Source organism: Arthrobacter sp. B0316-1-20 (assembly GCF_059091865.1).
Window position 1 is genome coordinate 1 of record NZ_JBNHHC010000025.1, and the last position, 25,365, is coordinate 25,365.

22 protein-coding genes and 3 tRNA genes are annotated in these 25,365 nt (G+C 64.9%); 20 read left to right on the top strand and 5 right to left on the bottom strand.

The window, feature by feature from the left end:
* A partial coding sequence (locus AC5RW2_RS29065; RefSeq protein ID WP_494074806.1) for a fibronectin type III domain-containing protein occupies nucleotides 1-1,000 on the bottom strand: 1,000 nt, incomplete at its 3' end.
* 109 nt (nucleotides 1,001-1,109) lie between these two features.
* On the opposite strand from AC5RW2_RS29065, the gene AC5RW2_RS29070 reads away from it, so the two are divergent.
* The 8 genes from AC5RW2_RS29070 to AC5RW2_RS29105 all read left to right on the top strand — a co-directional run bounded on the left by AC5RW2_RS29070 (nucleotide 1,110) and on the right by AC5RW2_RS29105 (nucleotide 8,692).
* Nucleotides 1,110-1,883: a fumarylacetoacetate hydrolase family protein gene (locus AC5RW2_RS29070; protein WP_493943379.1), complete on the top strand. Its 774-nt coding sequence runs from the start codon at nucleotides 1,110-1,112 to the stop codon at nucleotides 1,881-1,883.
* Between the two features lie 260 nt (nucleotides 1,884-2,143).
* Entirely contained in the window at nucleotides 2,144-3,643 is a 1,500-nt protein-coding gene (gene gltX, locus AC5RW2_RS29075) for a glutamate--tRNA ligase (protein WP_493964271.1), read from the top strand.
* Between the two features lie 144 nt (nucleotides 3,644-3,787).
* Nucleotides 3,788-3,859 (top strand) — tRNA-Gln (locus AC5RW2_RS29080).
* A gap of 62 nt (nucleotides 3,860-3,921) precedes the next feature.
* Nucleotides 3,922-3,994, top strand: a tRNA-Glu gene (locus AC5RW2_RS29085).
* A 50-nt stretch (nucleotides 3,995-4,044) separates the two neighbouring features.
* Nucleotides 4,045-4,120, top strand: a tRNA-Glu gene (locus AC5RW2_RS29090).
* A gap of 122 nt (nucleotides 4,121-4,242) precedes the next feature.
* Nucleotides 4,243-6,015, top strand: a complete 1,773-nt coding sequence (locus AC5RW2_RS29095; protein ID WP_493964342.1) for a dynamin family protein — start codon at nucleotides 4,243-4,245, stop codon at nucleotides 6,013-6,015.
* Nucleotides 6,012-7,622 carry a GTPase gene (locus AC5RW2_RS29100; protein ID WP_493964270.1) on the top strand — a complete coding sequence of 537 codons (1,611 nt, stop codon included), beginning with the start codon at nucleotides 6,012-6,014 and terminating at the stop codon, nucleotides 7,620-7,622. The genes AC5RW2_RS29095 and AC5RW2_RS29100 overlap by 4 nt, the downstream gene beginning before the upstream one ends.
* Before the next feature lie 71 nt (nucleotides 7,623-7,693).
* Entirely contained in the window at nucleotides 7,694-8,692 is a 999-nt protein-coding gene (locus AC5RW2_RS29105; RefSeq protein ID WP_493964269.1) for a thiamine-phosphate kinase, read from the top strand.
* A gap of 7 nt (nucleotides 8,693-8,699) precedes the next feature.
* Here the strand turns inward: AC5RW2_RS29105 and AC5RW2_RS29110 are convergent, their stop codons facing one another.
* The gene (locus AC5RW2_RS29110; RefSeq protein WP_493941599.1) at nucleotides 8,700-9,419 is read right to left on the bottom strand and encodes an IclR family transcriptional regulator; all 720 of its coding nucleotides are present in this window, start codon (nucleotides 9,417-9,419) and stop codon (nucleotides 8,700-8,702) included.
* 168 nt (nucleotides 9,420-9,587) lie between these two features.
* On the opposite strand from AC5RW2_RS29110, the gene leuC reads away from it, so the two are divergent.
* The 6 genes from leuC to AC5RW2_RS29140 all read left to right on the top strand — a co-directional run bounded on the left by leuC (nucleotide 9,588) and on the right by AC5RW2_RS29140 (nucleotide 16,162).
* Nucleotides 9,588-11,033, top strand: a complete 1,446-nt coding sequence (gene leuC / locus AC5RW2_RS29115) for a 3-isopropylmalate dehydratase large subunit (RefSeq protein ID WP_493964268.1) — start codon at nucleotides 9,588-9,590, stop codon at nucleotides 11,031-11,033.
* Between the two features lie 15 nt (nucleotides 11,034-11,048).
* Nucleotides 11,049-11,648: a 3-isopropylmalate dehydratase small subunit gene (leuD, locus tag AC5RW2_RS29120; RefSeq protein ID WP_493941597.1), complete on the top strand. Its 600-nt coding sequence runs from the start codon at nucleotides 11,049-11,051 to the stop codon at nucleotides 11,646-11,648.
* A gap of 226 nt (nucleotides 11,649-11,874) precedes the next feature.
* The gene (gene murA / locus AC5RW2_RS29125; RefSeq protein WP_493949988.1) at nucleotides 11,875-13,191 is read left to right on the top strand and encodes a UDP-N-acetylglucosamine 1-carboxyvinyltransferase; all 1,317 of its coding nucleotides are present in this window, start codon (nucleotides 11,875-11,877) and stop codon (nucleotides 13,189-13,191) included.
* Between the two features lie 6 nt (nucleotides 13,192-13,197).
* The gene (locus AC5RW2_RS29130) at nucleotides 13,198-13,983 is read left to right on the top strand and encodes a lysophospholipid acyltransferase family protein (protein ID WP_493964267.1); all 786 of its coding nucleotides are present in this window, start codon (nucleotides 13,198-13,200) and stop codon (nucleotides 13,981-13,983) included.
* Entirely contained in the window at nucleotides 13,980-15,014 is a 1,035-nt protein-coding gene (locus AC5RW2_RS29135) for an NAD(P)H-dependent glycerol-3-phosphate dehydrogenase (protein WP_493964266.1), read from the top strand. The genes AC5RW2_RS29130 and AC5RW2_RS29135 overlap by 4 nt, the downstream gene beginning before the upstream one ends.
* On the top strand, nucleotides 15,011-16,162 hold the full coding sequence (locus tag AC5RW2_RS29140; protein ID WP_493964265.1) for a D-alanine--D-alanine ligase family protein: 1,152 nt from the start codon (nucleotides 15,011-15,013) through the stop codon (nucleotides 16,160-16,162). The genes AC5RW2_RS29135 and AC5RW2_RS29140 overlap by 4 nt, the downstream gene beginning before the upstream one ends.
* A 122-nt stretch (nucleotides 16,163-16,284) precedes the next feature.
* Here the strand turns inward: AC5RW2_RS29140 and AC5RW2_RS29145 are convergent, their stop codons facing one another.
* Complete coding sequence (locus tag AC5RW2_RS29145) at nucleotides 16,285-16,761, bottom strand: DUF3515 domain-containing protein (protein WP_493964264.1); 477 nt, start codon at nucleotides 16,759-16,761, stop codon at nucleotides 16,285-16,287.
* Between the two features lie 135 nt (nucleotides 16,762-16,896).
* Here AC5RW2_RS29145 and AC5RW2_RS29150 point away from each other — a divergent pair, with 135 nt between their 5' ends.
* The 4 genes from AC5RW2_RS29150 (at nucleotide 16,897) to rsmD (ending at nucleotide 21,777) form a co-directional block, all read left to right on the top strand.
* Nucleotides 16,897-17,913: an LCP family protein gene (locus AC5RW2_RS29150; protein WP_494074807.1), complete on the top strand. Its 1,017-nt coding sequence runs from the start codon at nucleotides 16,897-16,899 to the stop codon at nucleotides 17,911-17,913.
* 152 nt (nucleotides 17,914-18,065) lie between these two features.
* Nucleotides 18,066-19,004, top strand: coding sequence for a DAK2 domain-containing protein (locus tag AC5RW2_RS29155; protein WP_493964341.1), 939 nt, complete (start codon nucleotides 18,066-18,068; stop codon nucleotides 19,002-19,004).
* A complete protein-coding gene (locus tag AC5RW2_RS29160) occupies nucleotides 18,994-21,183 on the top strand; it encodes an ATP-dependent DNA helicase RecG (RefSeq protein ID WP_494074808.1) in 2,190 nt (729 codons plus the stop codon). Before AC5RW2_RS29155 ends, AC5RW2_RS29160 begins: the two co-directional genes overlap by 11 nt.
* Before the next feature lie 3 nt (nucleotides 21,184-21,186).
* The gene (gene rsmD, locus AC5RW2_RS29165; RefSeq protein ID WP_493964262.1) at nucleotides 21,187-21,777 is read left to right on the top strand and encodes a 16S rRNA (guanine(966)-N(2))-methyltransferase RsmD; all 591 of its coding nucleotides are present in this window, start codon (nucleotides 21,187-21,189) and stop codon (nucleotides 21,775-21,777) included.
* Here the strand turns inward: rsmD and AC5RW2_RS29170 are convergent.
* Entirely contained in the window at nucleotides 21,760-22,530 is a 771-nt protein-coding gene (locus AC5RW2_RS29170) for a spermidine synthase (protein WP_493964261.1), read from the bottom strand. The genes rsmD and AC5RW2_RS29170 overlap by 18 nt on opposite strands.
* Nucleotides 22,531-22,533: 3 nt before the next feature.
* Nucleotides 22,534-23,775 (bottom strand): aminotransferase class I/II-fold pyridoxal phosphate-dependent enzyme, encoded by a 1,242-nt coding sequence (locus tag AC5RW2_RS29175; RefSeq protein WP_493964260.1) that lies wholly within the window; start codon nucleotides 23,773-23,775, stop codon nucleotides 22,534-22,536.
* A 62-nt stretch (nucleotides 23,776-23,837) separates the two neighbouring features.
* On the opposite strand from AC5RW2_RS29175, the gene coaD reads away from it, so the two are divergent.
* Together coaD and galU are read left to right on the top strand one after the other, a co-directional pair.
* Complete coding sequence (gene coaD, locus AC5RW2_RS29180) at nucleotides 23,838-24,338, top strand: pantetheine-phosphate adenylyltransferase (protein WP_493964259.1); 501 nt, start codon at nucleotides 23,838-23,840, stop codon at nucleotides 24,336-24,338.
* A gap of 45 nt (nucleotides 24,339-24,383) precedes the next feature.
* Complete coding sequence (galU, locus tag AC5RW2_RS29185) at nucleotides 24,384-25,310, top strand: UTP--glucose-1-phosphate uridylyltransferase GalU (protein ID WP_493964258.1); 927 nt, start codon at nucleotides 24,384-24,386, stop codon at nucleotides 25,308-25,310.
* Nucleotides 25,311-25,365: the final 55 nt, after the last annotated feature.

A 25,365-nucleotide genomic window follows, 5' to 3' on the forward strand; every position in this document is an offset into this window, starting at 1 on the left:
CCGGCTTCGAGCCGGTGACGGTGACGGTAATGCGCTTGCCGAGGTCTTCGGAGGTCAGCGTGTAGCTGATTTCGTTGGCCCCGTTGATGGGTGTCCCGTTGCGGAACCATTGGTACGTCAGGGATGTACCTGGGGTCCAGGTACCCGGGGTAACCGTGAGCGTTTGGCCCTGGGTGGTCTGACCCGAAATCGAGGGTTTCGCCGTGTTGACAACCGGCGGTTCAAAGACCGTGGCAGTAGAGAAGACAGAGCTGTTTCGGGATTCAGATTCACCGATGCCGTTTAGGGCGATGACGGAGAGCTGGTACCGGGTGTTTGGCTCCAACACGATGTTGCACCCGGCACAGCCAGCGGTCGTCGTAGTGAAGGTCTCGACGGTGATGCCCTCATCGACGTTCTTCAGACTGACGCGATAGCTCCCGATCGGAGAACCGTAACTTTCCGGTTCAGACCAAGTTGCGGACCACTCGACGGTGTTTGTGGCCCTGATACTGATGCTTGCTGGTGCTTCCGGAGCCAATCCATATGTGAAGTATCGGCGCTCGAAGAAGCTATTGCTGTATAGGCCGGCACTGTTGCCGAGGGTATCCCTCAGCGGGAAGAGGATCGTGCTCCACTCGCCAAACGGCTGGAACCCGAGGTCACCCGCGGACACGTGAGCCGAGGCTTCGTACACGCCGTCCTTGCAGTCGCCGGACACGCGGCGGACGGACATCCATGATCCGTACGAGTTGCCGATGGCATTGTCGAGGGTTACCGTCGGGATACCGTCCAAACAGGTAGCATCCGTAATGTGCAGTCGGGCAGTAACAGTCCCGCCCTTGGACGCGTCGATGTTGCCCGAAGTAATCTGGTAAGAGTGCAGCGTCGGCGCACTTGTGTCGATCTGGAAGCGCGACGTGGACGTCGCTGCAGCCGCGGGAGCAACCCCGCCGGCCAGTAAGACAGCCAATGTCGATATGAGGGCAGTCCCTTTGGCATGCCATGTACGAAGAGTCAAGTAAAGCCCCCAGCTAAGTGATCAAGATGACGCATTCTTATGCATCCAAACGAGATCGTATGCCACGCATGCCACCGCACCGAATGTGACAGAAGGTAGGCTAAACCCCATGCGTATAGCCCGTTTTGTCCTTGATTCCGACCCCCAGTACGGCATCGTCGAAGGCGAGGAGGGCAGCGAGCAAGTCACCGTCATCGCCGGCGACCCGTTCTTCAACGGCATTCAGCCCACCGGAGCCCGGCACAAGCTGGAGGACGTCCGCTTGCTCGCCCCAATCATCCCGCGCAGCAAGGTGATCGGCATCGGCCGCAACTACGCCGAACACATCAAGGAAATGGGCAACGAGACCCCGGCCGCCCCGCTGATGTTCCTCAAGCCCAACACCTCGGTGATCGGCCCGAACGAGCCCTTGGTACTGCCGGAGTTCTCCGACGAAGTCTCCTACGAGGCCGAACTCTGCGTCATCATCGGGCGGATCTGCAAGGACGTCCCGGTGGAGCGGGTGGACGATGTTATCTTCGGCTACACCTGCGGCAACGACCTCACCGCCCGCGACGCGCAGCGCACCGACAACCAGTGGGCCCGCGCCAAGGGCTTCGACGGCTCGGCGCCGCTCGGGCCGTGGATCGAGACCGAACTGGACACCGAGGACCTGGCCATCCGCGGCCGGCTGGACGGCGAACTGAAGCAGGACGGCAATACTGCGCAGATGATCTGGGGCGTCAAGGAGTTGGTCTCCTACGCCTCCCAGGCCTTCACCCTGCTGCCCGGCGACGTGATCATGACCGGCACCCCATCCGGCGTCGGCACCATCGAAGCCGGCCAGCGCTACGAGGTGGAGATCGAAGGCATCGGCACGCTCTCGAACACGGCGCGCCGCTGATCCTCGTGCGTTCCGGCCGTCGATCGTTCGCAGTCTTTGCGCTCGGGTCTATCGCCACTTTTTCTGTGGCGGCCCGGGCCACGCACTACCTGGGCGGCCCCGCCTGGCTCACGGCAACCTTCCTCGCCGTCGGCATCCTGTTGGCGCTGTTTTACCTGTACCGGTATCTCAGGTCGTGGCTGGGTCGCAGCAGGGACCCGAAGTAGCAGGCCCTCGACCGGAACGGGGGACTGGTCCAGCAGACTAAACTGGGAGCCATCATGACTAATGCTGCTGCCATTCCCACTGTCGACGACGAAACTCCTGTCCGCGTGCGCTTCTGCCCGTCTCCCACGGGCACCCCGCATGTGGGCCTGATCCGTACCGCGCTGTTCAACTGGGCCTATGCCCGGCACACCGGTGGCACCATGGTGTTCCGGATCGAGGACACTGACGCTGCCCGCGACAGTGAGGAAAGCTACCAGCAGTTGCTCGACGCCATGAAGTGGCTGGGCATCGACTGGGATGAGGGTGTTGAAGTTGGAGGCCCGCACCAGCCCTACCGGCAGTCCCAGCGCGGCGACATCTACCAAGACGTGATCGCCAAGCTCAAAGAGGGCGGGCACGTCTACGAGTCCTACTCCACCCCGGAGGAGGTCGAGGAACGGCACCGTGCCGCAGGCCGCGACATCAAGCTCGGCTACGACAACTTCGACCGGCACCTGACACCGGAGCAGGTCGCCGCCTTCAAGGCAGAAGGCCGCGAGCCGGTGCTGCGTGTGCGGATGCCGGACGAAGACATCACCTTCACCGACCTGGTCCGCGGCGACATCACCTTCAAGGCCGGCAGCGTGCCGGACTTCGTGGTGGTACGGGCCAACGGCAAGCCCCTCTATACCCTGGTCAACCCGGTGGATGACGCGCTGATGGGCATCACCCACGTCCTCCGCGGCGAAGACCTGCTGTCTTCCACACCGCGCCAGATCGCGCTCTACCGGGCGCTGGCCGAGATCGGGGTCGCCCGCTACATGCCGCTGTTCGGCCACTTGCCGTACGTGATGGGTGAAGGCAACAAGAAGCTTTCCAAGCGTGATCCACAGTCCAACCTCTTCCTGCACCGCGAACGCGGCTTCATCCGCGAAGGGCTGCTGAACTACCTGTCGCTGTTGGGCTGGTCGCTGTCCGCTGACGAGGACATCTTCACCGTTGACCAGTTGGTGGCGAACTTCGATATCCACGACGTGTTGGCCAATCCCGCCCGGTTCGACCTGAAGAAGGCCGAAGCCATCAACGGAACGCACGTCCGGCTACTGGAACCGGGTGACTTCAAGCTCCGGCTGGTTCCCTACCTGCAGCACGCCGGCCTGGTCGGCGAGAGGCTGACCGAACGCGAGCAGATGATTCTGGCCGATGCGGCCCCGCTGGTCCAGGAGCGCATCACGCTGCTGGGCGAAGCGCCGGAGATGCTCGCTTTCCTGTTCAAGAACGACGACGAGATCGACGTCGCACAAGACGCCCGCAAGGGGCTGCCGGAGAATCTCACCGAGGCGCTGGATGCCGCGTTGGCGGCGCTTGAGCCGGTGGAGGAGTGGACCGCGGAGAATATCCAAGCGGCGCTGCGTTCGGCCTTGGTCGATGGTCTGGGACTTAAGCCCAGACTGGCCTTCGGGCCGGTCCGGACCGCTGTGTCGGGGCGCCGCATCTCTCCGCCGTTGTTCGAGTCCATGGTGATCCTCGGCAAGGAATCCTCGCTGGCACGGTTGAAGTCCTTCCGCGGCTGAGCCTGAAGCCGAGCAGCGGGCGGCCCAGCCGGCCGTTTGCTGCTCGTTTTGCACTTTCGCGCAGGCATCCGGTAAAGTAATTACTCGTGCTGAGGCGCTAGGGAATGGGCAAGAGCCCGTCTCCACCGGCTCCGAAAGTGCCATTGGGATATGGTGTAATTGGCAACACAACGGTTTCTGGTACCGTCATTCTAGGTTCGAGTCCTGGTATCCCAGCGCTACAGCCTCCGCTTTCGCGGGGGCTGGATTGTGCGGAGGCAAACTCCAAACAAACCTACGGCCCCATCGTATAGCGGCCTAGTACGCCGCCCTCTCACGGCGGTAACGCGGGTTCGAATCCCGCTGGGGTCACTGTCCGTACAGGACAAGGCAGCACCGGCCTTCAACAGTGCAAGCTATGCGGCCCCATCGTATAGCGGCCTAGTACGCCGCCCTCTCACGGCGGTAACGCGGGTTCGAATCCCGCTGGGGTCACCAACAACCGGTCCCGGACATCACGTCCGGGGCCGGTTTTTGTCTGCCAGGTGACGTGCATCTCGCTGCGGCCGCGGTTCGCCTAGTTGACGGCTCCTGCTGGCATGATGGGGAACGTGACCAGCATGTTGCCCGAGGGCCAAGACGGGGGAGCGGCAGACGCCGTCGCGCTCCTGGAAGAAAGCCGCAGCACGCTTGAGGCCGTGGACTTGCCGTTGGACGTGCCGGGCGCCGTCGAGGCACGCGGCGCGATCCGCGCCGCGGTGGCCCAGTTGGACGACTATATTCTGCCCCGCTACCGCACCTTGGAAGCACCGCTGCTGGCTGTGGTGGGAGGTTCCACCGGCGCCGGAAAATCAACCCTGGTGAACGCGCTGGCCGGGTATCCGGCGACGCGCACGGGCGCCATTCGGCCGACGACGCGCCAGCCCGTACTGCTGCACCATCCAAGCGACGTAACCTGGTTCACGGACCGGCGGATTCTGCCCGGCCTCAGCCGCATCACCGGAACACCGGCACACGACGCAACCCAGGCCCACGCGCGTGGGGCAGAACCGGCAGCCGAGCCGGCCGGAACCTCGCTCGTGTTGTTGGCGGACCGCAACATCCCTGCCGGCATTGCCCTGCTCGACGCGCCGGATATTGATTCGATTTCCGATGAAAACCGACGATTGGCCGGACAACTGCTGGCGGCGGCCGACTTGTGGGTTTTCGTCACCACGGCCAACCGCTATGCGGATGCTGTGCCGTGGGCGTTGCTCCTCGACGCCGCACAGCGGGACATTGAAGTCGCCGTCGTCCTGGACCGGGTGCCGGAGGACGTGGAGGCGGAGGTTCGCACCGATTTGGCCGGACTGCTGCAGCGGCAGGGGCTCGCTGCCGCCAAACTGTTCGTCGTCCTTGAATCCACGCTGGATGGACAAGGCATGCTGCCGGTTGGTGCCGTGGACCCGATCCGCGCTTGGCTTGAGCAGCTTGCCGCTGACGGTTCCAGCCGTGCCGATATTGCCCGCCGCACGCTGGGTGGCGCCGTTCGCTCGTTGGCCCACACGGTCCAAGCTGGCGCCGTCGCCGCAGACGATCAGCAAGCCGCCAGCCAGAGACTGCGCAAAACCGTCGATCGCGCCTATGAAGCAGCCACCCTTCAAGCTCTCGAGGCGACGCAGGACGGAACGCTTCTGCGCGGCGAGGTCTTGGCCCGGTGGCAGGACTTTGTCGGTACCGGAGAATTTTTCCGCGGCATCGAGAACGGCATCGGCCGGCTCCGGGACCGGATCGGTGCGTTCTTTTCCGGCAAACCAGCACCCTCGGTGGTGGTCGAGGAAGCCATCGAGTCCGGGCTGCAGGCCGTCATTGTGGAGGCGGCGGCCAAAGCGGCAGAGCAAACCGAGGCAGGATGGCGGGTTGATCCGGCAGGGCAGGGATTGCTCGGCAGCGACGACCTGTCCACCCCCAGCGCCGGGTTCTCGGATGGGGTGGCACGGGAGATCCGGGCCTGGCAGGCGGATCTGCTGGAACTGATCCGCAGCGAGGGCGAGGACAAGCGGTTCACTGCCCGCATGCTCTCCTTCGGAGTCAACGGGCTCGGGGTGACCCTGATGGTAGTGATTTTCGCGGCCACCGGCGGCCTGACAGGTTTAGAGATCGGCGTTGCAGGCGGAACGGCCGTGGTTGGCCAGAAGCTGCTCGAAGCGGTCTTCGGCGAGGACGCCGTGCGCCGGCTGGCACGCAAGGCCCGTTCCCAACTGGAGGAGCGCACACGCCGGATGATGCAGGCCGAAGCGGAGCGCTTTCTGTCCAGGGTCCCGCAACAGAGGCAGCACTCTGAGTCCCTGCGCTCACTGGCAGAACGTCTTCAGGCGGTGGGGACAAAAACGGACTCGGAGGCACCGGAATGAGCCGGCACCGGGGAAAGCCCGAGGCGTCCGTGTTGGAGGGGCGGCTGGAGGCCCTGAATGCAGCTGCTGAACTGGCCGATGGCGTACTGCCCAAGGCGGACTTTGCGTCCATCAACGACGTGTTGGAACGTGCAAGCGCGCGTCGCTCCTTGTCTGCTGAACATACCGTGGTCGGGTTCTTCGGAGCCACGGGCAGCGGGAAGTCCTCTCTGTTCAATGCCGTGTCCGGCACCGATCACGCCACTGTGGCTGCACGTCGGCCGACCACCTCCGAAACTCTGGCCGGCATCTGGGGAACAGCCGGCAGCGAACCGCTTCTGGATTGGCTGCAGGTCGCCCACCGGCACTTCGTCGCTGATGAGTCGCTGGCCGGACACGGCGGCCTGATCCTGCTGGACCTGCCCGACTTCGATTCCACCGCCGTCGAGCACCGCGACATTGTGCAACGGCTCGCAGGGCAAGTGGACGTCTTGGTCTGGGTCCTGGATCCGCAGAAGTACGCCGATGCGGCAGTGCACTACGGATTCCTGCGGCCGCTGGCATCCCATGGGGCGGTGACTCTGGTCGTGCTGAACCAAGTGGACCGGTTGGCGGAGAACCAACTGCAACCGGTCCTGGCGTCGCTCAGGGACATCCTGGTCCAGGACGGGCTGGGCCGGACAGACGTCTATCCTGTCTCCGCCCGGACGGGCGCCGGCGTCGACGAGCTCAAGGCGGCTATTACCGCGTTCGCCGACCAGCGGCAGGCCGCAACAAACCGGCTCATCGCCGATGTCCGCAACGCGGCCAACGCACTGAACCAGGACCTTGGCGCGGAACCGGCAGGCGTCAGCAAGCCGGCCCGCACGCAACTGGCCGAACAGCTCGCGCAGGCCGCGGGCGTGGATGCGATTTGCGACGCCGTCGCAACGTCCTACCGCCGCCAGTCACATGCCCGGACGGGATGGCCGCTGGTCCGCTGGCTGGGGAAGCTGCGCCGGGACCCGCTCAAACGGCTTAATCTTGACCGCAAAGACGTCAGCCCGATGCTTAATCGCTCGTCGATGCCGGCGCCGGGCCCGGCGCAACAGGCACAGTCCGACAAGGCGGTCCGGCAGTTCGCCGAGCATGCCGGTGAAGGGGCCAGCGCTCCGTGGTGCGCGGCCATCCGCCGGGCGGCACGGTCCGCAGAGGACACGCTCCCTGACGACTTGGACCAAGCACTCGCGGGCACCGACCTGCGGTCTGACCGGGCGTCCTGGTGGTGGCCCGTCTTCGGCGTGATTCAATGGTGCGCCCTGGCGGCCGCCTTGGCTGGGGCGCTCTGGCTTCTGGGCATCGCGGCGCTGGGATACTTCCAGTTTCCGGTGCCGGAAACACCCAGGGTTGAGGGCTTCCCCGTGCCCACCTTGTTGCTGGCCGCCGGGCTCCTCCTCGGGATGCTGTTGGCGCTGGCATCGGGCCTGATATCGCGCCTCGTCGCCAGATCCAGGGCAGCAAAGGCACGACGGCGGCTGCGTGCCTCCGTGGCGCAGGTGGCGGAAGAGCGGATCGTCCAGCCGGTGGAGAATGCGGTTACCCTGTACCGGGAATTCCGGCGCGCGGTTGCCAAGGCCGCCGGAGAATGACGCCGTCGGGAAGCCGTCGCGACCGTGAGGAGTGCGGCTGGCGCGCGAGATGACAAGGGAGAACGCACAGATTGACCGATGAACTGATGATCAACGACCTGGATGAGGGATCGCTGCTGGACAGGATCTTCCCGCGCCTCGGCCCGGCCCACGTCCCGGTCGGTCCCGGCGACGATGCTGCCGTGATTGAGGCACCGGACGCACGAACCGTGCTTTCGATCGACACGCTGGTCCAGGATCAGGACTTCCGGCTCGAGTGGCCGTCTGGATACCGGAGCACCGGCTACGACGTCGGTTGGAAGTCCGTGGCGCAAAACCTCTCGGACATCAACGCGATGGGGGCCGTGCCCACGTCTTTGGTCATCAGCCTGACTCTGCCTGGGTCGACGCCGGTGGCTTGGGTTGAGGACCTGGCCGATGGGGTGGCCGAGGCGATCCGGAAACTTGGCGCGGACCGGTGCTACGTCGTCGGCGGCGATCTGGGCCGGGGTGACGCGCTGGTGGTCACGGCGGCCGTCACCGGCGATCTGGAAGGCCGCCGCCCGGTGCTGCGCAACGGTGCGCGCCCCGGCGACGTGGTGGCCGTGGCCGGGACGCTGGGGAAGGCGGCGGCCGGATTGTGCCTGCTCGACAGCCCGCACTTCACCGGCGAGGTCCGGGCTTCGCTGCAGGCACTGGCCGGCATCCAGTCCCGGCCCGAGCCTCCGCTGCAGGCAGGCCCGGCCGCGGCAAAGGCAGGCGCGACCGCCATGATGGACGTTTCGGACGGCCTGCTCCGCGACGCTGCCCGGCTGGCCCGCGCCAGCTCCGCCTCCGTGGATCTGTTCGCGGCGGAGTTGCAGGACTTTGTTGAACCGCTGCGCGAGGCAGCGGACCTGTTGGGAGCCGACCCGATGGACTGGGTGCTCGGCGGCGGAGAGGACCACGGCCTGCTGTGCACGTTCCCGGCAGCAGCTGCCCTACCGGAAGGCTTCGTGGCCGTCGGAGCGGTTCGTGGAAACGGATCGGCTCCCGCGACTCTGGACGGTGCGGCCGTTCAAGCCAGGGGTTGGGACCACTTTGGTGGCTGAACAGTTGCTAGTCGTTGGTCTTGCGCAGGGCCTCGGTGAGTTGGGCTGCCGCGTTGCAGACCACCTCGGCATGCAGCCGGCCGGGTTGCCGGGTGAGCCGCTCAATCGGGCCTGAAATGGAAACGGCGGCGATGACCCGTCCCGATGGTCCGCGGACCGGCGCCGAGACCGACGCCACTCCCGGCTCGCGTTCGCCAAGGCTTTGGCCCCAACCGCGGCGGCGCACCCCGGCGAGGACCGTCGGGGTGAATCGGGCGCCATGCAGACCTTCAAGCAGCCGTTCGTGGTCTTCCCAGGCCAGCAGGACCTGCGCGGCAGAGCCAGCCTTCATGGAGAGCTGCGTGCCCACCGGAATGGTGTCCCGCAAACCAATCGGCCGCTCGGCCGAGGCGACGCAGACACGGGAATCGCCTTGTCGGCGGAAGACCTGTGCGCTTTCGCCGGTGGCGTCGCGAAGGTTCATCAGGACCGGACCCGCCGCCGCAATCAGGCGGTCTTCCCCTGCCGCGGCGGCAAGTTCCACCAGCCGGCTGCCCAACACAAACCGGCCCTGCATATCCCGGCTGACCAGCCGATGATGCACCAAGGCCAGGGCAAGCCGATGCGCGGTGGGCCGGGCCAAGCCGGTTGCGGCCACTAACTGTGCCAGCGAAGTGGGGCCGGCCTCGAGCGTATCGAGCACCATGGCCGCTTTGTCGATGACACCAACACCACTAGGATTGTCCATAGAATGATATTGTCATCTCACTATTTGAGATACAAGTCGATTCGCTGGCGGGATTCGAGCCGGTGCTGGAAGAGTTGAATCACACACTTGAAGCAGGTCTCCCGTTGGGATGCACGCCTGCGTTGGTATTGATGGAGGGATCTGGCCATGGCCGGTAACACTGGGGGCATGACGCTCGCTGAAAAGGTCTGGGAGGCGCACGTGGTGCGCCGCGGCGACGGAGAAGGCGCAGCCCGCCAGCCGGACCTCCTTTTCATCGACCTTCACTTGGTGCACGAAGTAACGTCCCCGCAGGCCTTCGAGGGGCTGCGGTTGGCGGGGCGGAAGCTGCGTCGGCCGGATCTGACCATTGCCACCGAGGACCACAACACTCCCACACTGGACATCCACAAGCCGATTGCCGACCTGACCAGCCGGACTCAGATCGAGACACTGCGCGCCAACTGCCGGGAATTCGGCGTCCGCCTGCACTCACTCGGGGATGCCGAGCAGGGGATTGTGCACGTGGTAGGTCCCCAGCTTGGACTCACCCAGCCGGGCATGACAGTGGTATGCGGCGACTCCCATACCTCCACGCACGGCGCGTTCGGCGCGCTGGCCTTCGGCATCGGAACGTCCGAGGTCGAGCACGTCATGGCGACCCAAACGCTTTCACTGAAGCCGTTCAAGACGATGGCCGTCAACGTCGAGGGCACGCTGCGTCCCGGGGTCACCGCCAAGGACATCATCCTGGCCGTCATCGCCAAGATCGGCACCGGCGGCGGGCAGGGCTACGTGCTGGAATACCGTGGTTCCGCCATCCGCGCGCTGAGCATGGAAGCCCGGATGACCATCTGCAACATGTCCATCGAAGCGGGCGCCCGGGCCGGCATGGTGGCACCGGACCAGACCACCTTCGATTACCTCAAGGGCCGTCCGCACGCACCGGAAGGTGCCGACTGGGACGCCGCCGTCGACCAATGGCAGACGCTGCGCACCGACGACGACGCCGAATTTGACGCCGAAGTCTTCCTGGACGCCGACACCCTTGAGCCTTTCGTGACCTGGGGCACCAACCCAGGGCAAGGTGTTTCCCTGTCCGAGGCGGTGCCGTCGCCGGACGACTTTGCCGACGAGAACGCCAAGGCTGCGGCGGAACGTGCTCTGGCCTACATGGGGCTCGAAGCCGGCACTCCTATGAAGGACATCCCGGTGGACACTGTCTTCCTGGGCTCCTGCACCAACAGCCGGATTGAGGACCTGCGCATTGCCGCAGACATCATCCGCGGCCGGCAGAAGGCGCCGAACGTGCGCATGATGGTGGTTCCCGGCTCGGCGCGCGTCCGGCTCGAAGCCGAAGCCGAAGGGCTGGACCAGATCTTCAAAGAGTTCGGTGCGGAGTGGCGGTTCGCCGGTTGCTCCATGTGCCTGGGCATGAACCCGGACCAGTTGGCTCCGGGGGAGCGCTGCGCTTCCACCTCCAACCGTAACTTTGAAGGGCGGCAGGGCAAGGGCGGCCGGACTCATCTGGTGTCGCCGGTCGTTGCTGCCGCCACTGCGGTGCGAGGCACCCTGAGCTCGCCCTCGGATCTGGACCCAGTCAACAACGACGCCGCCACGCGGTCTGCTGCCTAAGGAGCCTGAAGCACAATGGAGAAGTTCACCACCCATACCGGCATCGGCGTTCCCCTGCGGCAGTCCAACGTGGACACCGACCAGATCATCCCGGCGGTGTACCTCAAGCGCATCACCCGGACCGGCTTTGAAGATGCCCTGTTCGCCGGTTGGCGCAAGCATGAGGATTTCATCCTGAACCAGGAGCCGTTCAACCGCGGATCCGTCCTGGTTGCCGGCCCTGACTTCGGCACAGGTTCCTCGCGCGAACACGCTGTCTGGGCTCTGAAGGACTACGGGTTCCGCGTAGTGCTCTCGTCCCGATTCGCCGATATCTTCCGTGGGAACTCCGGCAAGCAGGGCCTGCTGGCCGCCGAAGTGGCCCAGGACGACATCGAGCTGATTTGGAAGGAACTCGAGAACCATCCGGGCACCGAAATCACGGTTGACCTGGAAGCCAAGACGGTCATCTGTGGAACCATCACCGCTCCGTTCGAGATTGACGACTACACCCGCTGGCGGTTGCTCGAAGGTCTGGACGATATCGGCCTGACGCTTCACCATGAGGCAGAAATCACCTCCTACGAAGCCACCCGACCATCGTGGAAGCCGACAACGCTTCCCGCCAAGGTCTGACCGCAGGCATTCCTGCACCGGATCGGCGCCTTTAAGGGACCTGTTACAGCTCCCTCGAAGGCGCCGATTTGCGTGTATGGTCCGCATTATGCAAGTCAACGGCCAACGCGTCGAAAGACACAGGACGCGCGCTCTGTTTATTTCGGAATGGTCACGGATTGCCAATATGCTTAGCTGAGCCCTAGGCCCAGTTCGGCGTTAAACTAGCTTGAGGAAACAGGTATTCATGGCAAGTGTTTTGACCATTCGTGGTGGCGTACCCCTGACGGGAAAGGTGCCCGTCCGTGGTGCCAAGAACCTGGTTCCCAAAGCGATGGTCGCGTCCCTGCTCGGCAACGATGCCTCGGTCCTCCGGAATGTGCCCGAGATCAGGGATGTGGAGATTGTCACCAGCCTGCTGCGCCTGCACGGCGTCGAGGTCACCAAAGACCCCGTGACCGGTGACCTGACGCTAGATCCCACGAACGTCAAGACCGCCCAGATGAAGGACATCGACGCACACGCCGGTGATTCCCGCATTCCGATCTTGTTCTGCGGCCCCCTGATCCACGCCATCGGCGAAGCTTTTATTCCCGATCTGGGCGGCTGCCGCATCGGCGACCGTCCCATCGACTACCACCTCGACGTGCTGCGTCAGTTCGGTGCCATCGTGGACAAGCGGCCCGGTGGCATTTCCATCTCTGCACCCCGGGGATTGACGGGCGCGAAGCTGACGCTGCCCTATCCCAGCGTTGGGGCCACCGAACAGGTGCTCTTGACCGCAACCCGGGCCGAGGGCATCACGGAGCTGAGCGGGGCCGCTATCGAGCCGGAGATCATGGACCTGATCGCTGTGCTGCAGAAGATGGGCGCCATCATCTCCGTTCAGACGGACCGCGTCATCCGCATCGAGGGCGTGCCGGAACTGATTGGTTTCAACCACCGTGCTTTGCCCGACCGCAACGAGGCGGCTTCCTGGGCGTCGGCGGCGCTGGTCACCCAAGGCGACATCTACGTCGAAGGTGCCAACCAAGGCGATCTCACTGCGTTCCTGAACACCTACCGCAAGATCGGTGGGGCCTTTGATATCGACGACGACGGCATCCGGTTCTACCACCCGGGTGGGAGCCTGTCGCCGCTGGTACTCGAGACCGATGTGCACCCCGGCTTCATGACGGACTGGCAGCAGCCGCTGGTGGTGGCTTTGACCCAGGCAGACGGCGTCTCGATTGTGCACGAGACGGTGTACGAGAACCGGTTTGGCTTTACCGAAGCCTTAATCCGGATGGGGGCCAACATCCAGGTGCACCGCGAATGCCTCGGCAGCATTCCGTGCCGTTTCGGGCAACGGAACTTCCTGCATTCTGCCGTGATCTCGGGGCCCACGCAGCTCTCCGGAGCGGAGATCGATATTCCCGACCTGCGCGGCGGGTTCAGCCACTTGATTGCCGCACTGGCTGCGGCTGGAACTTCCCGGGTCACCGGCATCGAACTCATCAATCGCGGCTACGAGCACTTCCAGTCAAAACTGGAAGGCCTCGGCGCGGACTTCGACGTCGACTAGGCAGCCATGGCAGCAGATTCCAAAGAGCGCGTGGTCATCGGTATCCTGGCCAACGCAGTCCGGCCGGTCCTGAATCTGGTCTTGCGGCGCAACTGGGCAGGCACCGAGAATTTCCCCAAAGACCAGGGCGTCATTGTCTGTCCGAACCACAACACGGAGATTGATCCGCTGGTTGTCGGCCACTATGTCTACAATCAGGGCCTTCTCCCGCATTTTCTGGCCAAGGCCTCGCTGTTCAAGATCCCGGTGGTGGGGCAACTGTTGTCCGCGGCCCGCCAGATTCCTGTCGAACGCAGCAGCTCCGGGGCCAACCGCTCCTTGGAAGTCTCCCGCGACGTGCTGGATGAAGGCGGCGCCGTCATCATCTATCCGGAAGGCACGCTGACGCGTGATCCGAAGTTGTGGCCGATGCGCGGGCACACGGGAGCCGCCCGGCTCGCGCTCCAGACCGGAGCCCCTGTGATTCCGGTGGCACACTGGGGAGCCAATGACTTGCTGCCCCGTTATGCCAAGAAACCGAGTCTTTTCCCACGCAAAACGGCTCATGTTGTAGCCGGTGCACCGGTCGACCTGTCGGAGTTCGCCGGGATGCCGATCACCAAGACGGTGCTCGACGCCGCAACGAATAGGATTATGGACAGCATCACTGCGCTGCTGGCCGAGATGCGCGGCGAAGAACCCCCTGCCGTCCGCTGGGATCCTTCTGCTCACGGGCAGAAAACGACCGGCCGGGACTTCGGCGTCGGACCAGCGGTGCACACGGAAGAATTACCGCCAGAGGAGAAGTTGTGACCGGACGCCCCGATCTGCCCGCGACCATCGCGGTTCTCGGAGCAGGAAGCTGGGGCACTACCTTCGCCAAGGTAGTTGCTGACGCCCACCCCGAGGTCCAGGTTCGGCTGTGGGCGCGGCGTCCCGAGGTAGCGGAGGAGATTAACACCCAACACCGGAATGCAAAGTACCTGAAGGACATCGCCCTGCCCGACAACGTCGTTGCTTCCGCGGAGGTGGCCGACGTCCTTGTCGATGCACCGCTGGTGGTGCTGGCCGTGCCGGCGCAGACCCTTCGGCCGCAGTTGGCTGCATGGAAACCATTGCTGGATCCGGAGGCGGTAGTTGTTTCGCTCATGAAGGGGTTGGAGCGTGGCAGCGATGCACGCATGAGCGAAGTGATCAAGGAAGAGCTGGGGCTGTCCGACGACCGGGTGGCGGTCATCTCCGGTCCCAACCTGGCCATGGAGATCGCGCGCAAGGAACCAACCGCTTCTGTGGTGGCCTGCACAGATGAAGAGGTGGCGCAGTGGATCGCCAGGCTCTGCACCGCGGGCTATTTTCGCCCGTATACCAATCCCGATGTCATCGGCGTTGAGATCGGCGGAATCGTCAAAAACGTCATTGCCTTGTGCGTGGGGATATGCGACGGCAAAGGCATGGGTGACAACACCAAAGCCACGGTCATTACGCGCGGACTGGCGGAGACCACCCGGCTCACCCTGGCGTTGGGCGGAGACGTGCAGACCATGGCCGGGCTGGCCGGGCTGGGCGACCTCGTCGCCACCTGCTCGTCGCCGCTGTCCCGGAACCATACTGCCGGCCGCTTGTTGGGCGAGGGGCTGACACTCGATGAAGTGTCCGAACAGATGACCCAAACCGCCGAAGGCATCAAGTCCGGCCGCGCGGTGTTGGATTTGGCCACTAAGCTCGGTGTCGACATGCCGATTACCGAGGCCGTCGTGGCCGTCCTCGAGGGACAGATTGCCGTTGAGGAACTGGCCCCACGTCTCTTGACCCGTGAACTCAAGTCCGAAGGTGAGCTGCAGTGAACGACGAATCCACCCCGGCCGCGCCGGTGCCATCAGCCGGCCGCAAGCCCCGCGTCGCGGTGCTGTTCGGCGGACGCTCCAGCGAGCATTCGGTCAGCTGCGTCACCGCTGCCGGTGTCCTGGGCGCCATCGACAAGGACAAGTACGACGTCGTTCCCATCGGGATCGCGCGCAACGGCCAGTGGGTGCAGGTCGCCGAGGATCCGGCCCAATGGTCGCTGGCGGCGGGTGCCATGCCGGAGATCACCGCGACTGCAGAACCGGTCATGTTGGCCAGCCGCGACACCGCTCCGGAGCTGGTGGTGGCTCCGGCTGCGCAGGTTCCGCAAAGCCTGGGCAACGTGGACGTGGTGCTGCCGCTGCTGCACGGACCGTTCGGAGAAGACGGCACTCTGCAGGGTCTGCTGGAGATGGCTGACGTGCGCTATGTCGGCGCCGGCGTGCTGGCCTCGGCGGTAGGCATGGACAAACACTTCATGAAGGTGGTCTTCGAGTCGGCGGGCCTTACTGTGGGCCCCTACGTGGTCATCACCGACCGCCAGTGGCAGCAGGACGCCGAGGCTGCGCTCCAGCGGGCGGCCTCGCTTCAGTTCCCTGTCTTCGTGAAGCCCGCCCGCGCCGGGTCCTCGATGGGAATTACCCGCGTGACCGAACCATCGGGGCTGCGGTCCGCTATCGAAGCGGCCCGCGAACACGACCCCAAGGTGGTGGTGGAGGCCGGCATCAGCGGCCGGGAAATCGAAGTCGCTGTGCTTCAGGGCCGCGGCACCGAACCGACCCGCGCCAGCCTGCCCGGCGAGATCGCGGTGCAGCCCGGGGAGCACCAGTTCTACGACTTTGAAGCAAAGTACATCGATGGTGCGGCTGCCGCACTGAGCTGTCCGGCAGATCTGCCAGCGGAAGCCACCGAGAAGGTTCGGGAGCTTGCAGCCCTGGCTTTTGACGCTCTCGGGGGAGAGGGCCTCTCGCGCGTGGACTTCTTCTACACGCCCGATGGTGAACTGATCATCAACGAAATCAACACCATGCCCGGCTTCACGCCCATCAGCATGTACCCGCAGATGTGGGCCAAGTCCGGACTGCCCTACACCGAACTGATCGACGAACTGCTCTACCTGGCACTCAACCGCAAGACAGGCCTGCGCTAGCCACCGGTGGTCGGCCGGTCTCTACTCGGCGCTGGCGCGCCTCCATCGACCACCGACAGCGCCTCGGTGGTCGACCAACGGCGCTCGCGCCTGCGTGGAGACCCGTGGAGTCCCTTGGACCCCTACAACACGTCCGAGATGCTCAGGCACTTGCGTTCCTGCGGAATCTCGGAGGCTGCCGCGGACAGATCCATCAGTACGGAACTCTCCGCCACGTCGTCGGGCTTGAAAATCAGTTCCGTGGCCGGCGTGCGCCCGTAGGTCGTCGCCGTCCAGTAGCCGTTCTCGCCCTCGCGCAGCACCCAATCCACGTCATTGACGGACACACACTGATCCGTCGTCGGACCCGGCACCTGCACTCCGCAGCGCAGGATCACCTGGGAGGGGTCCCCCCAGGCGGCCGTGGCCTGGCTGCTCGTCTCGCGGCGCGGGAAATCGGCCACGTACTGGGGCAGGATCACCATCATCGGAGCACAGCCGGGATTGGCAGCATCCGGTGCAGCGTCCACAGTGACCACCGGCGAGCACGCCGTGAGGCTTCCCAACAATCCGAGCGACAACAGGACGGCACGGCGGCGATTGGGGAAAACGCGGGTCATACTGCTAGCGTATCCCGGTCCTTGCAGACCCCCTGAGCGGCCGTGACCCCGGCCACGCCCAGAGGGGATCCTGCAAGGGCAAGCGTGCCGCGGGCTTTATCCTTTTACTTAGCCCCTCCCTAGGAAGAGACCTCATTGACTGTTGAACATGACAACAAGTACCGCCCACGGCGGCAGCGCCGCCAGCGCAAAAAAGACCCCATTCGAACGGTCTTCTTCACGCTGCTGGGCATTGTTGTTGTGGCCGCGATTGTGGGAGGTGGCTACATTTTCAACCTTGCCAACTCTTTCAACAGCAAATCGCAGACGATTGAGTCGGCCTTTCCGAGCAACCGGGCGGCGAAGGACCCCAACGATAAATCGGTCAACATTTTGCTCCTGGGTTCGGACAAGGACTTCACCGAGGCCTCGGATGGCAGCCGGTCGGACACCATGATGCTGATGCACATCCCCGAAAACCGGGACAACGTCTATGTCATGTCGATCATGCGTGATGCCTGGGTGGAGATTCCGGGTCAGGGCGAGCACAAGATCAATGCAGCCATGGCGTTCGGAGGTGTTCCGCTGGTGGTGGAAACCATTGAGGGCCTGTTCGAGACCCGCGTCGATCACGTGGCGATCATCGACTTCGCAGGGTTCAAGGAACTCACGGATGCCCTGGGCGGCGTACAGATCACTAACCCTGAGACCTTCTCGGCGATCGGTTCGACCGGCGAGTTCTTCCCGGCCGGAACCCAGACGCTGGACGGGGAATCGGCCCTGTCCTTCGTGCGGGAGCGCAAGGCCTTCAGCGACGGCGACTATTCGAGGGTTCGCAACCAGCAGCTGTTCGTAAAGGCTCTGATGTCCAAGTTCTTGACGGCAGAAACGCTGACCAACCCGGTGCGCATTAACGAGGTCGTCTCGGGATTCTCGCCGTTCATCAGTGTGGACAATGAACTTGATGCGATGAAGGCCGGCTCCCTGGGCGTGTCGCTTCGAAACGTGCGTTCAAAAAACATTCAGATGTTCACCCTTCCGACGCTCGGCACCGGCACGTCCGCGGACGGCCAGTCGATCGTGGTACCGGATGAGGCGGCCATCGCCGAGATCGCAGACGCTCTGCAGAACGACGGCCTCGGCGAATACCTCAGCACAGCCGATCTTAAGTAGGTCCACAACGCCGCCGCGGCTTTCCGATGAGCTGGGCAGGCTGCGGTAGGCTCAGTTAACGCCGGAGAACTGAGGACGATCGTTGGCGGGCATCGCCGGCGCATGCAGATGGGATCATGTTGCAGACGAAGATTGCTGCCAATGCCGAAGCGCTGCGCCGCTGGCTGTCCAAAGCCGAAGTGGTCCTCGGGAACCACAGCGACCGCCTCAATGCCATCAACATCTTCCCGGTGGCCGACGGGGACACCGGGACCAACCTCTACCTGACCATCCGGGCGGCGGCTCAGTCCGCCTCGGCGAACCCCACGACCGACGTCGGTGAACTCCTGGCCGGTGCCGGCCAAGCCGCCATGGAGGAAGCGCGCGGAAACTCGGGCACCTTGCTGTCCGTTTTCCTGGCCGCGATGGCGGAACCGTTGCGTGGGACCACACGGTTGACCGGTCCGCTGCTGGCCGCGGCCCTGCAGCGTGCCGAGATCCGCTGCTGGTCTGCGCTGAGCGAGCCGGTCGAGGGAACGATGCTCTCCGTCATCGCTGCGGTTTCCCGGGCTGCTTCGGCCGCGCACGGCGCCCAGCATGGCGATGACAGCAACCAGGGTCTGGCGGCGACGCTGGAAGCCGTCGTGGAGGAGGCTCTGGCGGCAGTTGTCAGGACCGAAGCCCAGCTCGGTGCCCTCGAATCGGCCCACATTGTCGACGCCGGGGCGGTGGGCTTCCTGCTCATCATGGACACCTTGCGTGCCAGCGCCCTGGGCGAGGAACTGCAGCCTGAACTGCTGGACGGCCTGCACGGATTCAACGTGCAGGATCCGCATCTGCATCTGGACCACATTAATGAAGGCGTCGAGGTGATGTGCACCATCAACCTCAGTCCCTTGGACGCCGCAACGCTGCGCTTGAAGCTCGACGAGTTGGGCGATTCGGTCATCATGAGTGCGGTGACCGAAGTCGAAGGCGGCTACCGCTGGCGCGTCCACGCGCACGTGCCGGACGGCGACGCAGCCCTGGAACTCATCCGCGAATTGGGCGAGCCGATGAATGTCACCATGACGGAGCTGGCCGGCCCGCCGGAGCACAGCCATGGCGGTTGAACTGCCCGATGAGCTGAGTGTCCCGCTGGAGCGGCGGCTGGGCAAGCGTTCGGCGACCGCGCTCGAGAAGCACCTGGGCCTCACAGTGACCGGGGAACTGCTCAATTACTTTCCACGCCGGTACCTGAAGCGCGGCGAACTGACCATGATCGCCGAGCTGCCGTTTGACGAGGACGCCAGTCTGGTGGCCCGGGTCCTGAAGTGCACGTCGCGCCGGATGCGTGCCCGCCGCGGTTCGCTGACCGAAGTCGTTGTGACCGACAATTCCTCGGACATCAGCCTCACCTTCTTCAACGGCTACCAGGCCGAACGCGAGCTGAAGCCCGGGACCCTTGCCATGTTCTCCGGCAAGGTGACCTCCTACCGGGGCAGCCTCACGCTGACCAACCCGGACTATCAACTGCTTGAGGACGCTTTCGACTTTGACGCGGAGGAAGCCCTGCGTCCGGTACCGATGTACCCGGCCACGGCAAAACTCGGCAGCTGGCGGATCAAGGCCGCAGTGGATGCGCTGTTGGACATCGTGGACTTCAGCCGCGTCGGAGACCCCATCCCGGCTGACATCGCGATCCGTGATCGTCTGCTCTCCCTGGCTGAGGCCTATGAGCAGATCCACCGGCCCACGACGATGGAGGCCGCCAGCGCTGCCCGGGACCGCTTCCGGTACCAGGAAGCGCTGGTCCTGCAGGCGGCGCTGGGGCGGAAGCGGGCCATCGCGGCGGCAGAACAGGCCACCGCGCGCCCGGGACGGGCCGGCGGAATTGCGGACAAGTTCGACGCCCGGTTGCCCTTCGAACTGACCAAGGGCCAGCGCGACATCGGTCAGACCATCGCCGCCGAGTTGGCAGGCCATGCACCGATGAACCGATTGCTGCAGGGTGAGGTCGGTTCCGGAAAGACCCTGGTCGCCCTCCGGGCGATGCTGCAGGTGGTCGATTCCGGCGGCCAGGCGGCGCTGCTCGCGCCGACCGAAGTGCTGGCCAGCCAGCACTACGAGTCGATCAGCCGGACGCTCGGTCCGCTGGCACGGGGCGGCATGCTCGGCGGCGACGCCGACGGCACCAAGGTGGTGCTGCTGACCGGATCGATGACCGGTACCGCCAAGCGCAGGGCGCTGCTGGACGTAGCGACCGGAGAAGCGGGAATCGTCGTCGGCACCCATGCGCTGCTGTCCGACACCGTGCAGTTCCTGGATTTGGGACTGGTGGTGGTGGACGAGCAGCACCGGTTTGGTGTGGAGCAGCGCGACAAACTGCGCAGCCGGGCCGACACGCCGCCGCACCTGCTGGTCATGACTGCTACGCCCATTCCGCGGACCGTGGCGATGACCGTTTTCGGGGACCTGGAGACATCGGTGTTGACCGAGCTGCCGGCCGGGCGGGCGCCGATCAGTACTCACATGGTGGCGCTGCAGGAGCATCCTGCCTGGGAGGAACGGATCTGGCAGCGCGCCCGCGAAGAGGTCGACGCCGGCCGGCAGGTTTACGTCGTCTGCCCCAAGATCGGCGACGACGAACTCGAGGAAGCCGATCCGCCGGACGAACTGGAGCAGGAGCAACAACGGCCGATGGCTTCGGTGGCCGGCATCATCGAGCACATCAGCAGCCTGCCGGTCCTGTCGGGCGTGCGGATCGGCATGCTGCACGGGCGGATGGAGTCCGAGCAGAAGGCCGCCGCGATGGCGGAGTTCAATGACGGCACGCTGGACATCCTGGTATCGACCACGGTGATCGAAGTCGGCGTCGACGTGCACAATGCCACCATGATGGTGATCCTGGACGCTGACCGATTCGGGATTTCGCAACTCCACCAGCTTCGGGGCCGGGTGGGCCGCGGCGGTCTCCCCGGTACCTGTCTATTGGTGACGCAGCTGGAACCGGGCCACCCCAGCCGGGAGCGGCTGCAGGCCGTCGCCGCCACCACCGACGGGTTCGAACTATCCCAGGCCGACCTGCAGCTGCGCCGTGAGGGGGACATCCTCGGTGCCTCGCAATCGGGAGGCAAATCGACGCTGAAGCTGCTGCGCGTGATCAAGGACGAGGCGGTCATCGCCCGCGCCCGTGAAGACGCCACCGCCATCCTGCAGCACGACTCCACGCTGTCCCACTATCCGGAGCTGGCAGAGGCCATCGAGCTGTACCTGAACCCCGAACGCGAGGCCTTCCTTGAGCGCGGGTAACCGGTGAGCCGGATCGTGGCCGGCGTGGCCGGGGGACTCACCCTGGCCAGCGTGCCGGGCGACAACACGAGGCCGACGACGGACCGGGTCAAGGAGGCGTTGTTCTCCCGACTGGAGTCCTACGACGTCCTCGCCGGTGCGCGCGTGCTGGACCTCTTTGCCGGCTCCGGCGCGCTCGGAGTGGAAACCGCCAGCCGTGGAGCCGCGGTAGTCGATTTGGTCGAAGCGGCAGACAAGGCCGCCGCGGTGTGCCAGCGCAACGCCGACTTGGTCAACCAGAAGCTGGGCCGGAAGACGGCCACAGTGCACCGCATGAAAGCGGAACGTTTTCTCGATGACCTGCCGGCCGGACAACATTGGGACCTGGTGCTGATGGATCCGCCCTACCCGTTGGGGGAGGACTCGCTCAGCGGGGTCCTTGGGTCTGTGTCGGCGTTTCTGGCCGACGGCGCGGTCGTCGTCGTCGAGCGCTCTTCGCGTTCTCCCGAACCTGATTGGCCGGAAGGGCTCGAGCGGTTTGCGGCCAAGAAGTACGGCGAGACCCAACTGTGGTTCGCCGAGCCAGTCATGGAGACGTCAGCCCCAGGCGAATGACTCCAGCTCGGCACCGGTGAGAACGGCCGCGGGGTGCGGACCGGCGGCCCGGAGCGCGTCGGACCACTCGGCCGGCCAACCACCTCGGCGGGCGGCGAGCACGATGTTGCCGGCCCTGGTGCTGGTGAACATGCCGGTCTCGGCGAGGGCAGCCACGGACCCGGCGGCCGATGCCAGTTCCCGGGTCTGCCGTTTAGCGAACGCCAGCGGGGGATCATCGCCCACGTTGACCAGCAGCACACCGTCCGGTTCCAGCACGTCCAGCAACTCCTCATAAAAGCCGGAGGCCGCGAGGTGTTCCGGGGCGTCGTCGCCGGCAAAGACGTCCAGCACAATGACGTCGAACGCTCCCTCAATATCGCCGAAGGCCAGTTCGTGCCGCGCATCGCCAAAGTGGATCGTGAGATCGGTTCCGTCTGGCATCGGCAGGTGCTCGAGGACGAAGTCCAGCAGCTCCCGCTCCAACTCCACGGTCACCTGCTCCGACCCGGGGCGGGTGGCCTGCACATACCGGGCCAAGGTGAGGGCTCCGGCCCCCAGATGGAGGAACCGCAGCGGGACGCCCGGTGGGCCGGCGAGGTCGACGACGTTGGCAATCCTGCGCAGGTATTCATAGAACACGTTGTCGGGATGCCGCAGATTGACGTGTGATTGCTCCGCGCCGCCGATGCTGAGCACGTAGGACCCCGGGACACGGTCGTCCTTCTCGATGCTGGCGTGGACGCCGCTGCCGCCGAGATAGCGTTCTGCCACGGCTCAGGCGCCTTTCTGCAGGGAGGCGAGGCGCTGTGCGGCGTCCTGCAGGACCTCGGTCTTCTTGCAGAAAGCGAAGCGCAGCAGCGAACGGGTCCGCCGGGCGCCGTCGGGGTGGCAGAACACCGGCACCGGGATGGCCGCCACACCGATCTGCTCCGGCATCCGCCGGGCCAGCTCCAGGGAGTCGGCATAGCCCAGCGGGGCGGTGTCCACGTTGACGAAGTAGGTGCCCTGCGGGGTGAACACGTCAAAGCCCGCTTGCCGCAGGCCGGCGCTGAGCAGGTCCCGCTTGGCCTTAAGCTCCGAGGCGACGCCGCTGTAGAAGGAGTCCGGCAGCCCGAGTCCCAGTGCCACGGCATCCTGGAACGGGGCGCCCGAGCTGTAGGTAAGGAACTGCTTGACCGTCCGCACCGCTGCCACCAGATCCGCCGGGCCGGAGAGCCAGCCGACCTTCCAGCCGGTGAAGGAGAACGTCTTGCCGGCCGACGAAATGGTGAGCGTCCGCTCGGCCGCGCCCGGCAGCGTCGCGATCGGGATGTGCGGGACATCGAAGGTGAGGTGTTCGTAAACCTCGTCGGTCACGATCAGGGCATCGTAGCGGTGTGCCAGTTCGACGATCCGGGCCAGCGTCTCATGGGAGAAGACGCTGCCCATGGGGTTGTGCGGATTGTTGACCACCACCATGCGGGTACGTTCCGAGAAGGCTGCCTCCAGTGCGTCGAGGTCCGGCTGAAAGTCCGGAGCCAACAGTGGCGCCGTGGTGTGCCGGGCGCCGCTCAATCCGATGACGGCGCCGTACGAGTCATAAAAGGGTTCGAAGGTCAGGACTTCGTCGCCCGGTCCGGTCAGCGCCAGCAGGGTGGCTGCCAGAGCCTCCGTTGCTCCGGTCGTGACAATAATTTCAGTTTCCGGGTCGGGGGTCAGTCCGTAGAACCGTTCCTGATGACGCGCGACGGCGGTGCGCAGCGTGAGCGTCCCTTTTCCCGGCGCGTACTGGTTGGCGCCGTTGCGGATGGCTTCCATCGCGGCAGCAGCGATTTCGGCGGGACCGTCTTCGTCGGGGAAACCTTGTCCCAGATTGATGGCACCGGTCCGGGCCGCCAGCGTGGTCATCTCTTCGAAGATGGTCACGCCGAGCCCGCCGTTGTCGCCAAGGAGGTTCGACCCTGCCGCGGTCCGCTGCCATGGTGCCGCAACGTCGTCCCGGCGGCCGTGGACGAGTTGCCTCATTACTGTGCTCATGAGTCCCAGTATTACCACTGACGCGTGGTGCGCGGACTGCCGGATCGGCTAGATTCGACTCTATGCGCCGTGCTGTCTGCCCAGGATCCTACGACCCGCTCCACAAAGGCCACGTGGAGATCATTGCCCGTGCTGCGAGCATGTATGACGAGGTCATCGTTGCCGTCTCGACCAACTACGCCAAAAAGTACCGCTTCACTCTGGACGAGAGGCTCACCATGGCCCGCGAAACGCTGTCCTACCTCCGCGGGGTGAGCGTTGAACCCATGGGCGACGGACTGCTCGCCGAATACTGCCGCAGCCGTGGAGCCGGTGTCATCGTCAAGGGGTTGCGCTCGTCGCAGGACTACCACTACGAACTGCCGATGGCTCACATGAACCGGCACTTGGCGGGCATCGAGACCGTGTTTCTTGCCGGGGATAGCAGCTATTCGCATGTGTCTTCAACGCTGATCAAAGAAGTCGCTTCGCTGGGGGGAGACATTTCCGAGTTCGTCCCCAAGGCAGTTCTTAACCGCTTCCAGACCGGGGGAGCAGCCCCGATATCCGCATCGGGCGGATGACCCGCCGATTACGGCTGAGTGGTTGCTTGGGCTAATCTCTTACCCATGTCTCATGCTCCACTAGTACGCAAAGCCGTTGTCCCCGCCGCAGGCTTGGGAACCAGGTTCCTGCCGGCGACCAAAGCGATGCCCAAGGAAATGCTTCCGGTGGTCGACAAACCGGCCATCCAGTACGTCGTCGAAGAAGCGGCGCGTGCCGGCCTGAGAGACGTCCTGATGATCACCGGGCGCAATAAGCGGTCGCTGGAGGACCACTTCGACCGCGTGCCGTTTGTCGAGGAGACGCTGGAGGCCAAGGGCGACGAAGCGAAGCTGGCCGCCGTCCGTGAATCTTCCGAACTGGCGGACATCCATTACGTGCGTCAGGGCGATCCCATGGGGCTGGGGCACGCGGTTCTCCGCGCCAAGCAGCACGTAGGCAACGAGCCCTTTGCCGTCCTGCTGGGCGATGACCTCATTGACGAGCGCGACGAGCTGCTCTCCGAGATGATCGCGGTGCAGCAGGCGACCGGCGGGTCCGTCATCGCCCTGATGGAAGTCGACCCTGAACAGATCAGCGCCTATGGCTGCGCGGACGTTAGCGCGATTGACGGTGCTGAGCACGTGAAGGTCCACGGTTTAGTGGAGAAGCCGGCCACCGCCGATGCACCATCGAACCTGGCGGTGATCGGCCGCTACGTCCTGCACCCGGCCGTCTTTGATGTCCTGGAGCAGACCGCGCCGGGGCGCGGCGGTGAAATCCAGCTGACCGACGCGCTGCAAACCCTGGCCAAGTCCGAGGAAGACGGCGGCGGCGTCTATGCCGTGGTCTTCCGGGGCCGTCGCTACGACACCGGCGACAAGCTCAGCTATTTCAAGGCGGTCATCTCGCTGGCTACCGAACGGGAAGACCTGGGACCCGAACTGCGTTCCTGGATCGTTGACCTTGCCGACCAGATCCAGGCAGAGTCGCCCTTGACGGCGGCCGTTTAAGGCTAAGACTGGCGCGGGACGGCCGGTTTGGGCCAGCGCCAGATCCAAGCTAAGA

Coding starts and splice junctions, on each gene's coding strand:
- AC5RW2_RS29070 (WP_493943379.1), top strand. CDS start 1,110: ATGCGTATAGCCCGTTTTGTCCTTGATTCCGACCCCCAGTACGGCATC.
- gltX (WP_493964271.1), top strand. CDS start 2,144: ATGACTAATGCTGCTGCCATTCCCACTGTCGACGACGAAACTCCTGTC.
- AC5RW2_RS29095 (WP_493964342.1), top strand. CDS start 4,243: ATGTTGCCCGAGGGCCAAGACGGGGGAGCGGCAGACGCCGTCGCGCTC.
- AC5RW2_RS29100 (WP_493964270.1), top strand. CDS start 6,012: ATGAGCCGGCACCGGGGAAAGCCCGAGGCGTCCGTGTTGGAGGGGCGG.
- AC5RW2_RS29110 (WP_493941599.1), bottom strand. CDS start 9,419: ATGGACAATCCTAGTGGTGTTGGTGTCATCGACAAAGCGGCCATGGTG.
- leuC (WP_493964268.1), top strand. CDS start 9,588: ATGACGCTCGCTGAAAAGGTCTGGGAGGCGCACGTGGTGCGCCGCGGC.
- leuD (WP_493941597.1), top strand. CDS start 11,049: ATGGAGAAGTTCACCACCCATACCGGCATCGGCGTTCCCCTGCGGCAG.
- murA (WP_493949988.1), top strand. CDS start 11,875: ATGGCAAGTGTTTTGACCATTCGTGGTGGCGTACCCCTGACGGGAAAG.
- AC5RW2_RS29130 (WP_493964267.1), top strand. CDS start 13,198: ATGGCAGCAGATTCCAAAGAGCGCGTGGTCATCGGTATCCTGGCCAAC.
- AC5RW2_RS29145 (WP_493964264.1), bottom strand. CDS start 16,761: ATGACCCGCGTTTTCCCCAATCGCCGCCGTGCCGTCCTGTTGTCGCTC.
- AC5RW2_RS29160 (WP_494074808.1), top strand. CDS start 18,994: ATGGCGGTTGAACTGCCCGATGAGCTGAGTGTCCCGCTGGAGCGGCGG.
- AC5RW2_RS29175 (WP_493964260.1), bottom strand. CDS start 23,775: ATGAGCACAGTAATGAGGCAACTCGTCCACGGCCGCCGGGACGACGTT.
- coaD (WP_493964259.1), top strand. CDS start 23,838: ATGCGCCGTGCTGTCTGCCCAGGATCCTACGACCCGCTCCACAAAGGC.
- galU (WP_493964258.1), top strand. CDS start 24,384: ATGTCTCATGCTCCACTAGTACGCAAAGCCGTTGTCCCCGCCGCAGGC.